The sequence below is a fragment of the Streptomyces sp. LaBMicrA B280 genome (genome assembly GCF_049222185.1).
Classification (GTDB): domain Bacteria; phylum Actinomycetota; class Actinomycetes; order Streptomycetales; family Streptomycetaceae; genus Streptomyces; species Streptomyces murinus.
Window position 1 is genome coordinate 115,115 of the sequence record NZ_JBMJCT010000003.1, and the last position, 13,354, is coordinate 128,468.

General features: G+C 73.8%; 10 protein-coding genes and 1 pseudogene. 7 read left to right on the forward strand and 4 right to left on the reverse strand.

What is annotated here, in order from left to right; translation table 11 throughout:
* Window positions 1–161 precede the first annotated feature (161 nt).
* Entirely contained in the window at window positions 162–1,385 is a 1,224-nt protein-coding gene (locus ACLF5H_RS02940) for an Ig-like domain-containing protein (protein WP_421674511.1), read from the reverse strand.
* A 269-nt stretch (window positions 1,386–1,654) separates the two neighbouring features.
* Between ACLF5H_RS02940 and glgX the strand changes: the two genes are divergently transcribed.
* Together glgX and ACLF5H_RS02950 are read left to right on the forward strand one after the other, a co-directional pair.
* Entirely contained in the window at window positions 1,655–3,904 is a 2,250-nt protein-coding gene (gene glgX / locus ACLF5H_RS02945) for a glycogen debranching protein GlgX (protein WP_421674512.1), read from the forward strand.
* 165 nt (window positions 3,905–4,069) lie between these two features.
* On the forward strand, window positions 4,070–4,576 hold the full coding sequence (locus ACLF5H_RS02950) for a SigE family RNA polymerase sigma factor (RefSeq protein WP_037657162.1): 507 nt from the start codon (window positions 4,070–4,072) through the stop codon (window positions 4,574–4,576).
* A 17-nt stretch (window positions 4,577–4,593) separates the two neighbouring features.
* Here the strand turns inward: ACLF5H_RS02950 and ACLF5H_RS02955 are convergent, their stop codons facing one another.
* Window positions 4,594–5,127: a hypothetical protein gene (locus ACLF5H_RS02955; RefSeq protein ID WP_421674513.1), complete on the reverse strand. Its 534-nt coding sequence runs from the start codon at window positions 5,125–5,127 to the stop codon at window positions 4,594–4,596.
* Between the two features lie 90 nt (window positions 5,128–5,217).
* Here ACLF5H_RS02955 and ACLF5H_RS02960 point away from each other — a divergent pair.
* From ACLF5H_RS02960 to ACLF5H_RS02970, 3 genes and pseudogenes are all read left to right on the forward strand, one after another.
* A pseudogene (locus ACLF5H_RS02960) lies at window positions 5,218–5,937 on the forward strand (dolichyl-phosphate beta-glucosyltransferase); the annotation flags it as partial.
* 38 nt (window positions 5,938–5,975) lie between these two features.
* Window positions 5,976–7,211 carry a hypothetical protein gene (locus ACLF5H_RS02965; protein ID WP_421674514.1) on the forward strand — a complete coding sequence of 412 codons (1,236 nt, stop codon included), beginning with the start codon at window positions 5,976–5,978 and terminating at the stop codon, window positions 7,209–7,211.
* Window positions 7,212–7,296: 85 nt separating this feature from the next.
* The gene (locus ACLF5H_RS02970; protein WP_421674515.1) at window positions 7,297–7,770 is read left to right on the forward strand and encodes a hypothetical protein; all 474 of its coding nucleotides are present in this window, start codon (window positions 7,297–7,299) and stop codon (window positions 7,768–7,770) included.
* 53 nt (window positions 7,771–7,823) lie between these two features.
* Here the strand turns inward: ACLF5H_RS02970 and ACLF5H_RS02975 are convergent, their stop codons facing one another.
* Together ACLF5H_RS02975 and ACLF5H_RS02980 are read right to left on the reverse strand one after the other, a co-directional pair.
* Window positions 7,824–9,632 (reverse strand): ABC transporter ATP-binding protein, encoded by a 1,809-nt coding sequence (locus tag ACLF5H_RS02975; protein ID WP_421674516.1) that lies wholly within the window; start codon window positions 9,630–9,632, stop codon window positions 7,824–7,826.
* Window positions 9,629–11,440, reverse strand: coding sequence for an ABC transporter ATP-binding protein (locus ACLF5H_RS02980; RefSeq protein WP_421674517.1), 1,812 nt, complete (start codon window positions 11,438–11,440; stop codon window positions 9,629–9,631). Before ACLF5H_RS02980 ends, ACLF5H_RS02975 begins: the two co-directional genes overlap by 4 nt.
* 219 nt (window positions 11,441–11,659) lie before the next feature.
* Here ACLF5H_RS02980 and ACLF5H_RS02985 point away from each other — a divergent pair, with 219 nt between their 5' ends.
* Window positions 11,660–12,568 (forward strand): ABC transporter ATP-binding protein, encoded by a 909-nt coding sequence (locus tag ACLF5H_RS02985; protein ID WP_421674518.1) that lies wholly within the window; start codon window positions 11,660–11,662, stop codon window positions 12,566–12,568.
* Window positions 12,565–13,299: an ABC transporter permease gene (locus ACLF5H_RS02990; RefSeq protein ID WP_421674519.1), complete on the forward strand. Its 735-nt coding sequence runs from the start codon at window positions 12,565–12,567 to the stop codon at window positions 13,297–13,299. Before ACLF5H_RS02985 ends, ACLF5H_RS02990 begins: the two co-directional genes overlap by 4 nt.
* Window positions 13,300–13,354: the final 55 nt, after the last annotated feature.

Consider the following 13,354-nt stretch of genomic DNA (forward strand, 5'->3'; position numbering starts at 1 on the left):
CCTCGCAGGGCCTGCTCGGCCCGCTCCCCACCACAGTTGGTGCGCGAATATTAACTGCCCGGATTTGAGCGGGGTGTCAGGCGAATGTCACCGTTCCGTCGCAACTTCCGCCCGGCACCCGCACCGGCCCCCCGCGCACCGCTTCGTGGCCTCCCACGTGGTTATTTCACCGCGGTGCCCGCCTTCCATGCGCCCCACGTCAGGTTCCACCCACCGAACCCGTTGCCGGGGTCGACGGTCTTGTCCTGGCTGTTGACGATCTCCACCACGTCACCGATGAGGCTGCGGTCGAAGAACCATCCGGCGGGGGTGTCCGAACTGCCGCCCTGGACGTCCCTGAGGCCCACACAGCCATGGCTGACGTTGGCCACGCCGGGGGCGGTCGGGTCCCAGTAGTTGCCGTGCAGGAAGGTGCCGGAGTCGGTGAGCCGCATGGCGTGCGGGACGTCCGGGATGTCGTACTCACCGCCGAAGCCGACCGTCTGACTGTTCATCCGGGTCTCCTCCAGCATCTCCATCACCACCATCTTGCCGTTGTAGGTGGGGTTCGCCGGGGCGCCCGCGGTGATCGGGACGGTGGCCAGCAGCCGGCCGTCGCGCCGCACCTCCATGGTGTGCGCCGCCGCGTCGACCAGGGAGGTCTGGCTGCGCCCGATGGTGAAGGAGAACGACTTGGACTGGAGCCCGTAGACGCCCTTGGCGGCCTCGACGTCCCGCAGCCCGAGGTCGACGGTGACCTTGGTGCCCGGCTTCCAGTACCGCTCCGGGCGGAAGTCGAGCCGGTTCTTGCCGAACCAGTGGGGGCGGATCTCCACCGCGGGCCGCGCCGTGACCCGCACCGCGCGCTCGACCGCGGCCTTGTTCACGATGTCCGTGCTGAAGGCCAGGGAGACGATCTCCCCGGTGCCGACCAGGGAGCGGTTCTCCGGGGTGGCGTAGGCGATGAAGCGTTTGCCGGGGACGTAGGTGGTGAAGGACGCGTGCCGGGCCGAGCGGCGCCCGCCCGAGTCCAGCGCCACCGCGTCCACGGTGTACCTGGCGGCGAGCGCCAGCTTGTCGTCGTCCGGCGCCCAGGTCAGCCCGTCGGCGCTGAGGTGCCCGGGGACCGGGGTGGCCCGCGCGTCCTGTTCCTTGACGACCTTCACCTTCTCCAGGCGGCCGTCGGGCACCCGCACCCGCAGCCGCCGGCTCTGCGGGACGGCCGTGCCGCCGTCGTTCGGGGTCACCCGGATGGCGTCCCGGGGTGCCGAGGTTCCGCCGGGTCTGCCGCCCAGGCCCAGCGGGCCCGAGCCGCCCGCGGAGCATCCGGCCAGCAGTCCGGCCCATGTCAGTACGGCCGCCAGTGCGGCCCCCGCGCGCCGTGCGCGCCCATGTACGTGCCTCACGCGCTGCTCAACGACCGGGCACGCTCCGGGGAAACGTGAGTGCGAGCCATGCGGTGGGCAGAACTGTGGGAAGGACGACACGTCGGGGAGCCGATCGCCGCGCCCGTACCGGAGCCGAGGGGCGCGGCCGCACCGGGTGGCCGGGTCCGCCGGCGGCCCGGGGCGCCGTGCCGTACCGGGTCCGTCCGGGTGCCTTCGGGCCCGCCCGGCGACCCGGCGCGGCGGGCTGCGCCGCTCCCGGGCCGAGCCACTGGAAGAGGGGCCGACAGGTGACGAGCGCAGCCGAGCAGCGGGCACCGGCCGGAGGGCGGGCCGCGGCGCCCTCGACGAACGGCGCCCGGATCTCCCCGGTGCCCGGGCCGCCGGTGTGGCCGGGCGCGCCGACGCCGCTGGGGGCCCGGTTCCGGGTCGGCCCGGACGGGGTGGCGGGCACCAACTTCGCGCTGTGGGCGGCCGGGGCGCGGGCGGTCCGGCTGTGCCTGTTCGACGCGGACGGCCGGGAGACCCGGGTCCCGCTGACCGAGCTGACGCACGAGATCTGGCACGGCTTCGTGCCGGGCGTGGGGCCCGGACAGCGCTACGGCTACCGGGTGGACGGCCGCTGGGACCCGTGGACCGGCGCCCGCTGGAACCCCGCGAAGCTGCTCCTCGATCCGTACGCGCGCGCGGTGGACGGCGAGTTCACCCTGCCGGCCGAGGTGTACGGCCATGTGCGGGACTGGCCGGAGCAGCATGCCGCCGACACGGTGCGCGACGAGCGGGACTCGGCGCCGTACGTCCCGAAGGGTGTCGTCGTCCACGATGACGACGACTGGTCCGACGACCGCCGCCCCAAGACGCCCTGGGCGGACTCGGTCATCTACGAGCTGCACGTACGCGGCTTCACCAAGCTGCACCCCGGCATCCCCGAAGAGCTGCGCGGCACCTACGCCGGGCTCGCCCACCCGGCCGCGATCGAGCACCTGGTGGAGCTGGGCGTGACGGCCGTGGAGCTGCTGCCCGTCCACCAGTTCGCGCACGAGGACCACCTGCTGCGCCGGGGCCTCGCCAACTACTGGGGCTACAACTCGGTCGGCTACTTCGCCCCGCACGCCGCCTACGCCGCCTCCGGTACGGCCGGGCAGCAGGTCGGCGAGTTCAAGCGGATGGTGCGCGCGCTGCACGCGGCCGGCATCGAGGTCATCCTCGACGTGGTCTACAACCACACCGCGGAGGCCGGAGAGCTGGGGCCGACGCTGTCCCTGAAGGGCATCGACAACCGCGCCTACTACCGGCTCCAGGACGACGCCCGCCGCTACGCCGACTACACCGGCTGCGGCAACACCCTGCACGTGGTGCGGCCCCAGGTGCTGCGGCTGATCACCGACTCGCTGCGCTACTGGGTGACCGAGATGGGCGTGGACGGGTTCCGCTTCGACCTCGCGGCGGCGCTCGCCCGCTCGATGCACGACGTGGACATGCTCTCGCCCTTTCTCGCGGTGATCGCCCAGGACCCGGTGCTGCGCCGGGTCAAGCTGATCGCCGAGCCCTGGGACATCGGCTCGGGCGGCTACCAGGTGGGCGCCTTCCCGCCGCTGTGGGCCGAGTGGAACGACCGCTACCGGGACGCCGTACGCGACTTCTGGCGGCACGCGCTGCCCGATGTGCGCGAGATGGGCTACCGGCTGTCCGGCTCCAGCGACCTGTACGCCTGGGGCGGGCGCCGCCCGTACGCCTCGGTCAACTTCGTCACCGCGCACGACGGTTTCACGCTGCGCGACCTGGTGTCGTACGAGCGCAAGCACAACGAGGACAACGGCGAGGACAACCGGGACGGCACCGACGACAACCGGTCCTGGAACTGCGGCGCGGAGGGCGAGACGGCGGACGCGGAGGTGCGGGCCGTGCGCCGCCGCCAGCTGCGCAATCTGCTCACCACCCTGCTGCTGTCCACCGGCGTGCCCATGCTGGTGGCCGGTGACGAGTTCGGGCGCACCCAGGGCGGCAACAACAACGCGTACTGCCAGGACAACGCGACCGGCTGGCTCGACTGGTCGCTCCTCGACGAGCCGGGCTGGCGGGCGCTGTTCGCCCTCACCTCCCGGCTGATCGCGCTGCGCCACCGGCATCCGGTGCTGCGCCGGCGCGCCTTCTTCGCCGGGCGGGCGCAGGCCCCGGACGGGCTGCGGGACCTGGCCTGGTTCACGGCGCGGGGCGCGGAGATGACCGAGGGCGACTGGTACGCGCCCGCGGCCACGCTCGGCATGTATCTGTCCGGGCGGGACATCCCGGGCCGCGACGAGCGGGGCGCGCAGGTGGTGGACGACAGCTTCCTCGCCGTGCTGCACGCGGGCGCGGAGCCGACCGGCTTCGTGCTGCCGGGCCCGCCGTGGGCCGAGGGGTACGAGGTGGTGGTGGACACCTCCCGCGAGGACCAGTCGGCGCCGGACGGCACCGCGCACCCGGCGGGCGCGGAACTCACCGTGCCGGGGCGGTCGGTGCTGCTGCTGCGGGTCCTTCGGGGGCCGGGGACCGGCTGAGTCCGGGGTCGCGCCGAGTCCGGCTTCCCGTCCGGGTCCGGGCGCCGGGCCGAACCTGTGCGGCGGCTGTACGTGACGCGGATCACGTGCCGCGGGTGCAGCGTCCGAGGGGGTCCAGGGCCTTTCCCCTTGTGAAGAGCGCCGGCGAGAACGGGGACCGTGGGAATGGAGCAGGCTCGGGCCGGTGAGTACGACGCGTTCGTGGCGGCCCGCTGGTCGGTCCTCGTCCATCTGGCCCGTCTGCTCACCGGGGGCGATCGGCATCGGGCCGAGGACCTGTTGCAGGAGTCCTTGGTCAAGCTGTGGTTCGCCTGGCCGAAGGTGGCCGACGAGGCGCCGGAGGCGTATGTGCGCACGGTGCTGGCGCGGGCGGCGGCCCGGTCGGCGCGGCGGCGCTGGTGGGGCGAGCGGCCCGTGGAGGAGCTGCCCGAGGTGGCGGCCGGCGGCGATCTGTCGGCGACCGTGGCCGAACGCTCCCGGCTGGAGGCCGCGCTCGCGCGGCTGACACCGCGCCAGCGGGCGGCCGTGGTCCTGCGCTACTACCAGGACCTGCCCGACCGGCAGGTGGCCGAGACCCTCGGCTGCCCGGTCGGTACCGCACGGTCCCATGCCGCGCGCGGGGTGGCCCGGCTGCGGCAGCTGCTGTCGGACGTCGTCGAGCCGGTGGGGTGAGTGATGAAGCTCGGGAATCACGTGGACGAGACCGGCCTCGACGGGGCCGGTGCGGCCGAGGGGGCCGACGCTTTCGAACAGCGGCTGACGCGGCTGATGCACGGGACGCTGGAGCCCGCGCCGTTCGAGCCGCGGCACCGGGAGCGGCTGCGGGCGGGGGTGCGCACCCGGCGCAGGGTGCGCGCGGCGTACCGGGCGGCCGGTTCCGCGGCGGTGGTCGCGGGGCTCGGCCTCGGGCTGTTCCTGTGGCCGCACCAGAACACCCAGGTGCTGCCCGGCACGCCGGGGCCCCGGCCCAGCACCAGTCCGGCGCCCTCGCCGACGGTGTCGCCGAGCACGACACCGCGCACGGCGCCGAGCACGTCGGCGACCCTCCCTCCCACGTCGACTCCGAACTCGTATCCCAGCTCGTCGAGTTCGGCGCCGCCCGGCGCACCCGGTACGGCGGCGAGCACGTCGTACCCGCCCGACGCTCCCCGTACGACGCCGACCACGTCGTACCCGCCGCCCACCGCGACCACCTCGACCACCTCGACCACCACGACCACCACCGAGCCCAGCGAACGGGGAACCTCGTGATCAGCATCCGACCGGGCCGGGCGACCGCGCCCGCCCAAGTCCCCGCGCCCCGGCGCGCCCCGCTGCCCACCCACCACGACGAGCCCGTACTGGACCTGGTCGTACCGGTGTTCAACGAGGAGAAGGACCTGGAGCCGAACGTCCGGCGGCTGCACACGCATCTGCGGGACACGTTCCCCTACCCCTTCCGGATCACGATCGCCGACAACGCGAGCACCGACGGCACCGCGCGCATCGCGGCCCGACTCGCCCTGGACCTGGCCGAGGTGACCTCGCTGCGGCTGCCGGTGAAGGGCCGCGGCCGGGCGCTGCGGGCGGCCTGGTCGGGGTCCCGGGCGCCGGTGCTGGCGTATCTGGACGTCGATCTGTCCACCGGGCTCGCGGCGCTGCTGCCGCTCGTGGCGCCGCTGATATCCGGCCACTCCGACCTGGCCATCGGCACCCGGCTCGCGTCCGGCTCCCGGGTGGTGCGCGGGCCCAAGCGCGAGGTGATCTCGCGCTGCTACAACACGCTGCTGCACTGGGCGCTGGCCGTCGGCTTCTCGGACGCGCAGTGCGGGTTCAAGGCGGTGCGCCGCGAGGCCGCCGAGCGGCTGCTGCCGCTGGTGCGGGACGAGGAGTGGTTCTTCGACACCGAGTTGCTGGTGCTCGCCGAGCGGGCCGGGCTCAGGATCCACGAGGTGCCGGTGGACTGGGTGGACGACCCCGACAGCAGCGTCGACATCCTCGCCACCGCGCTGGCCGACCTGCGCGGGATCGCCCGGATGCGGCGCACCCTGGCCGCCACGGGCACGCGCGCCCGCCGTCCCCGTACGACCGCGTGACCGCCACCCTGCCGCGGCCCCTCGCCCCGGCCCTCGCGCCCGACTCCCGCCTGCGCGCGGCCGCCCGCCGGCACGGCCCGGTGCTCGCCGTGTTCGGCGCGCTGAAGCTGGTCGGCTTCTGCTCCTTCATGTATCTGCTGTCCGCCGCCGGTGACTACCGGGGCAAGGACCCCCGCTTCGGCGGCGGGGCGCACGCCTGGGACGTGTTGGCGACCTGGGACGGCTGGTGGTACCAGCAGATCGCGCTGCACGGCTACGACCCGAAGCTCGTCCCCGTCCCGGGCGCCACCGGGATGATCACGCTGGAGGGCAACTCGGCGGCGTTCTTCCCGCTGTACCCGGCGCTGATCCGGATGACCTCCGCGGTGACCGGCCTCGGCTCGTACGGCGCCGGGCTGCTGGTGTCGATCCTCGCGTCCTTCGCCGCCGCGCTCGGCGTCTACGCGGTGGCGGAACGCTTCGGCGGCCGCCGCGCGGGGTTCGCCGCGGCGGGGCTGTGGGCGGTGTGGCCGGGCTCGGGCGTGGAGTGGGCGGTCTACTCCGACTCCCTCTACGTGGCGCTGGCGGTCTGGGCCTGTTACGCGGTGCTGACCCGGCGCTGGCTCGCCGCGGGGGTGCTCACCTTCGCGGCGGGGCTCAACCGGCCCACGGCCGCCGCGCTGATCGCCGCGCTCGCGGTGGCGGCGCTGCTGGCGGTGCGCCGGGGCGAGGACGGTGTGGGGCGGCCGCTGTTCGCGCTGGCGCTGGCCCCGCTCGGGCTGCTCGGCTATCTGCTGTGGGTCGGCGACCGGATGGGCGATCTCGGCGGCTACTTCAAGCTCCAGTCGGGCGCGTGGGCGCACCGCTTCGACTACGGCAGCCAGACCCTGGACGTGCTGCGCTCGGTACCGGTGGGGCGGTTCGGCGACTATCTCTTCGCCTACCCCTACGCGGACATGATCGGCGTCGGTGTCGTGCTGCTCGCCTGCACGCTGCTGCCGCTGCTGATCCGGCTGCGGCCGCCCGCGGTGCTGGTCGTGTACACGGTCCTCACCCTGGCCCTGGTCCTCGGCAGCCAGCAGATCTTCGCCAATGTCTCGCGCTATCTGCTCCCCTGCTTCCCCCTGTTCCTCCCGCTGGCCGCGGCCCTGCGCCGGTTGTCGCCGCCGATGCTGTGCACGGTGCTCACCTTCGCCGCGCTGGCCTCCGGTTCGTACGCGGGGTACGCGCTGTTCGAACTGGGGGTGCCGTAGAGCCGCCGTGCGCCCCCGGCGGTCCGCCGGGATCACTCCGACGGTGTACAACTATGCCTCGAACTCAACGAGGCAAGGACGAGGCGTGCGTCAGGCAGCAACCGACGAGATCATCTGCGTCACCGATTGGATCCCTTCCGCACCGGGTCAGTTGACGACTCTGGCCGTGAGCGGGGAGCGGGCCGAGGCGGCGGAGCGGGGGGCGGCCGCCGCGCTGGGCGGGACGGCCCGGCTCACCTCCTGGCTCGAGCTGCCGGCGGACGCCCGGCGACGGCTGGTGCGGGAGTGCCGGTCCGTGCCGACGCTGGGCATGCACTGCGTGCGGGGCGACGTCCGGCAGGCGGCGGCCGACGACACGGCGGAGCAGTTCCTGTCCCGGCTGCCCGGCCGGGCGGAGGGCCACCGGACCCGGTTCGTGACGGATTCGTCCTTCCCGGGTCTGCGCGAGCTGGTCCGGCTGACCGCCCTGGTCTGCCGGGAGACGTACGACCGGACGGACGTGCCGGAGGACGAGGATCTCCTGGAGATCTACGAGACCTACTCGGTGGGTTCCCTCTAGGCGACCCGCCGGCCCGGCCGGGGTGACGCCCGGCCGGGTCACGGGTGCCCCGCTCAGGCGAGGCTGTCCTGCCACGCCTGGTGGAGGTCGGCGAACTTGCCGGTGCCCGCGATGAGTTCGGCGGGACGGCCGTCCTCGATGACGCGGCCGTCGGCCATCACCAGGACGCGGTCGGCGATCTCGACCGTGGACAGGCGGTGGGCGATGACCACGGCGGTGCGGCCGCGCAGCACGGTGGACATGGCGCGCTGCACGGCCCGTTCGCCGGGGACGTCCAGGGAGCTGGTGGCCTCGTCCAGGATGAGGACGGCCGGGTCGGCGAGCAACGCGCGGGCGAACGCGACCAGTTGGCGCTGGCCCGCGGAGATACGGCCGCCGCGCTTGCGGACGTCGGTGTCGTAGCCGTCGGGCAGCGTGCTGATGAACTCGTGCGCGCCGATCACCTTCGCGGCCCGCTCGATCTCCGCCCTGGAGGCGTCCGGGCGGCCGATCGCGATGTTGTCGGCGACGGTGCCGGAGAACAGGAACGCCTCCTGCGTCACCATCACCACCCCGCGCCGCAGTTCGGCCATGGGCAGGTCGCGCAGGTCCACCCCGTCGAGCAGCACGCGCCCCTCGGTGGGGTCGTAGAAGCGGGCGAGCAGCTTGGCCAGGGTGGACTTGCCCGCGCCGGTGGAGCCGACCACGGCCACCGTCTGCCCGGCCGGCAGGGTGAGGTCGAAGCGGGGCAGCACCTCGCCGCCGGTGCGGTAGGCGAAGCTGACCTCGTCGAACCGCACCTCGCGGCCCGGGAACCCGGCTCGGGACGGCGGCAGTTCGCCCGGCGCGACCGGTTCGGGCACGGACGGCGTCTGGGCGAGCAGCCCGGCGATCTTCTCCAGGGACGCGGCGGCCGACTGGTAGGAGTTCAGGAACATCCCGAGCCGGTCGATCGGGTCGTACAGGCGGCGCAGATACAGCACCGCCGCGGCCAGCACGCCCAGCTCAAGGGAGCCGTCGGCCACCCGGTAGGCGCCCCAGAGGACGATGCCCGCGACCGCCGTGTTGGCGACCAGCCGGGAGCCCACCACATAGCGGGCCATCTCCAGGAGCGAGTCCCCGTTGGTCCGCTCGTGGGCGCGGTTCAGCTCGGCGAACGCGGCGTCGTTGGCCGCCTCCCGGCGAAACGCGCGCACCGGGCGGATGCCGTTCATGGTCTCCACGAACTTCACGATCACCGCCGCGATCGCCGTGGACCGCGCCCGGAACACCCGTCCCGCGCGCCGCTGGTAGAGCCGGATCAGGAAGTACAGCGGGACGAAGGAGCCCACCGCGACCGCGCCGAGCCCGAGGTCCAGCCAGAGCAGCAGGGCCGAGATGTAGACGAAGGACAGCACGACCGTCACCAGTTCCTGGAGCCCGTCCTCCATCAGCTCCCGCAGCGACTCCACGTCGGTGGTGGAGCGGGAGATCAGCCGCCCGGAGGTGTACCGCTCGTGGAAGTCGATGCTCAGCGCCTGCGCGTGCCGGAAGATCCGCCCGCGCAGGTCGAGCAGCACGTCCTGGCTGACCCGCGCGGACTGCCGTACGAACGCGATCTGGAGGCCGCCGGAGAGCAGCGCGCACCCCAGATAGCCGGCGCCCACCGCGATCAGCGGCCCGTACCGGTGGTCGCGGACGGCGGGTACGGCGCGGTCGATGGCGTACGCCACCAGCAGCGGGCCGACCTGGACGGCCGCCTGCTGGAGGAGCAGCAGGACGGTGGTCAGGGCGACCCGGGCCCGCATCGGCGCGAGCAGTGAGCGCAGCAGGGCGGCGGTGGCGCCGGGCGGGGAGGGCAGGAGGTCCTGGTCGAACGGGTTGTCGGGGCTCGGGGCGGTCAACGGGGGTCCTCCTCGCCGGACATGAGGTGCGCGTACTCGGCGTTGCCGCGGAGCAGTTCCTGGTGCGTGCCCACGGCCGCGATCCGGCCGCCGGAGAGCAGCGCCACCCGGTCGGCGAGCAGCACGGTGGAGGGGCGGTGCGCCACGATCAGGGCGGTGGTGTCCGCGAGCACCCGGCGCAGCGCGGCCTCCACGGCGGCCTCGGTGTGCACGTCCAGCGCGGACAGCGGATCGTCGAGGACCAGGAACTCCGGGCGCCCGACGACGGCCCGGGCCAGCGCGAGCCGCTGCCGCTGCCCGCCGGAGAGGCTGAGGCCCTGCTCGCCGACGCGGGTGCCGGTGCCCTCCGGGAGGGCGTGCGCGAACTCGGCCTGGGCGATGGCGAGGGCGCGGTCGAGGTCGTCCTCGCCGGTGCCGTCCGGGGCGCCCATCAGGACGTTCTCGCCGACGGTGGCGGAGAAGAGGGTGGGCTCCTCGAAGGCCACGGCGACCTTCGCGCGCAGTTCCTCGCGGGGCAGGGCGGTGATGTCGACGCCGTTCAGGGTGATCCGGCCCTCGCTGACCTCGTGGAGGCGGGGGACGAGGGCGGTGAGGGTGGTCTTGCCGCTGCCGGTGGCGCCGACGAGCGCCATGGACTCGCCGGGGCGGATGTGGAGGTCGATGTGCTGGAGGAGGGGCGGGGAGTCGGGGGCGGCGTCGGGGTAGCGGAAGCGGACGTTCTCGAAGCGGAGCCCGGCGTCCTGGAGCACGGTCGGCCCGGGTGCCCGGGCCGGCCCGGGTGCCGGTGCGCGTGGCCCGCTCCCGGCCGGCGCCCCCTCCGGTGCCTCGTCCATCGCCTCGAAGTACCGTTCCGTGGCGGTGGCCGCCTCCTGGCTCATCGCCAGCAGGAACCCGATCGACTCCACGGGCCAGCGCAGTGCCAGGGCCGTGCTGAGGAACGCCACCAGCGTGCCCGCCGAGAGGTCCCCGTCGGCGACCTGGATCACGCCCAGCACCAGCGCCGCCCCGATCGCCACCTCCGGCAGGGTGACGATGACGCCCCAGATCGTCGCCAGCAGCCGCGCCTTGCGCAGCTCGGTGCCGCGCAGGTCGGCGCAGAGCGCGTCGAAGGCCCGCGCCTGGCTGCGGTGGCGGCCGAAGCCCTTGACGACGCGGATGCCGAGCACGCTCTCCTCGACCAGCGTGGTCAGGTCCCCCACCTGGTCCTGGGCCCGCCGCGCCACCCGCGCGTACCGGCCCTCGAAGACCACGCATGTCCACAGCACCGGCAGCGCGGGCACCAGTACGACAAGCCCGAGCAGCCAGTCCTGGGCCAGCATGATGGCCACGCCGACCAGGATCGTGACCCCGTTGACCAGCAGGAACGTCAGCGGGAAGGCGAGGAACATGCGCAGCAGCATCAGATCGGTGGTGCCCCGCGACAGCAGCTGACCGGATGCCCACCGGTCGTGGAAGGCGACGGGCAGCCGCTGGAGATGCCGGTACAGATCGGCCCGCATCCCCGCCTCGACGCGCGACAGCGGCCGGGCCACGAGCCAGCGCCGGACGCCGAACAGCGCGGCCTCGGCGATCCCGAGCAGCAGCAGGTACAGCGCGCCGAGCCAGACCCCCGCCGGGTCCCGGTCGGCCACCGGGCCGTCCACCATCCACTTCAGGACGAGCGGGATCACCAGGCCCGTGCACGAGGCGACGATCGCGACGAGGGCCGCGGTGAGCAGCCGCCCGCGCACCGGCCGCACATGGGGCCACAGCCGCAGCAGGCTGCGGACGGCGGATCGGTCCTGGGTGGTGGCATGTGTCGTGGGCATCACAGGCGAGCGTACGGACCGGCACCGGCGCCGCCCACCGAGTTTCGGCCGGACCCCGCTCCGCCGCTGGTCCTACGACTCCCGGTCCCGCGCCGGTTCGCCCCCGGCCCCGGTCCCGGTCACGCGTCGAGTCGTACCCCCGCATCAACCGATCGGCTGATGCGCCTTCGAGCGGGCCGGCCGATGTGCCGGACCCCGCCCGAACGGGATTCTCGACGCATGCCATCCGTCATCGAAGTCACCGATCTGCGCAAGTCCTACGGCGGCCGGTCCGTCGTGGACGGCGTCTCCTTCGCCGTCGAGGAGGGCGAGATCTTCGGGATCCTCGGCCCGAACGGCGCCGGGAAGACCACCACCGTCGAGTGCGTCGAGGGCCTGCGGGTCCCCGACGGCGGCCGGATCCGGGTCGCCGGGCTCGATCCGGTCGCCGACCACGCGAAGGTCGCCTCGATCCTCGGTGCCCAGCTGCAACAGAGCGAGATCCAGGCCAAGTTGACCGTCCGGGAGGCGCTGGAGCTGTACGCCGCCTGCTATCCGCGGCCCGCCGACTGGCGACCGCTGGCCGAACGCCTCGGCCTCACCGACAAGCTCGGCACCCGGTTCGCGAAGCTGTCCGGCGGGCAGCAGCAGCGGCTGTTCATCGCGCTGGCGCTGATCGGCGGCCCCCGGATCGTGGTCCTGGACGAGCTGACCACCGGGCTGGACCCGCGGGCCCGCCGGGACACCTGGCAGCTGATCGAGGACGTCCGCGCGAGCGGGGTCACCGTGCTGCTCGTCACCCACTTCATGGAGGAGGCGCAGCGGCTGTGCGACCGGATCGCGGTGATCGACAAGGGGCGGGTGGCCGCCCTGGACACCCCGGCCGGGCTGATCCACCGCTCGGCGGGCGCGACCGTCATCAGCTTCACCCCGTCGGCGCCGCTGGACGAGCGTGAGCTGGCCGCGCTCCCCGCGCTCGTCTCGATCGAGCGCCAGAACGGCCGGCTCACCCTGTCCGGCACCGACGAGACCGTCGACGCGGTCCTCACCCTGCTCGCCCGGCACCGCGTCACCGCCCATCAGCTCCGTGTCGTGGACGCCACCCTGGACGACGCGTTCCTCGATCTGACCAAGGAGGCCACGGCATGAACACCGCCGTCCTGCGTACCGAGTTCCGGCTGTTCCGGCGCGAACCGGCCGCCGTGTTCTGGATGTTCCTGTTCCCCACGCTGCTGCTGGCGATCCTCGGCTCGATCCCCGCGTTCCGGCAGGCCGACCGGTCGATGGGCGGGCTGCGGCCCATCGACGCCTATGTGCCGGTGGCCGTGCTGATCGCGCTGCTGATGTGCGGGGCGCAGTCGCTGCCGCAGGTGCTCACCGGATACCGGGAGCGGGGCATCCTGCGCCGGATGTCGGCGACCCCGGTGCGGCCGGTCGCGCTGCTGACCGCGCAGATGACGGTGCAGGGCGGGGTAGCGCTGGCCTCGGCGCTGCTCGCGCTGCTGGTGGGCCGGGTGGCGTTCGACGTACGACTGCCGAAGCAGCCGGGCGGCTATCTGCTGGCGCTGCTGCTCGCGGCGGCGGCCTCGCTCGCCCTCGGCTCCGTCCTGTCCGCGCTGTCGCGGACCACGAAGATCGCGGGGGCGATCGGATCGGCGGTGTTCTTCCCGATGATGTTCTGCGCGGGGGTGTGGCTGCCGGTGCAGAACATGCCGCACACGCTGGCCCGGGTGGTGGGCTGCACCCCCTTCGGGGCGGCGGCCGAGGCCCTGAACCAGGCGGCCGCGGGCGACTGGCCCGGCTGGCAGCACCTGGGGGTGCTCGGGCTGTGGGCGGTGCTGCTCACGGCGGGCGCGGCACGCTGGTTCCGCTGGGAGTGAGCGCGGCCGTGCCGGACACCGATGGGAGTGAGTACGGCCGTGCCGGACACTGAGT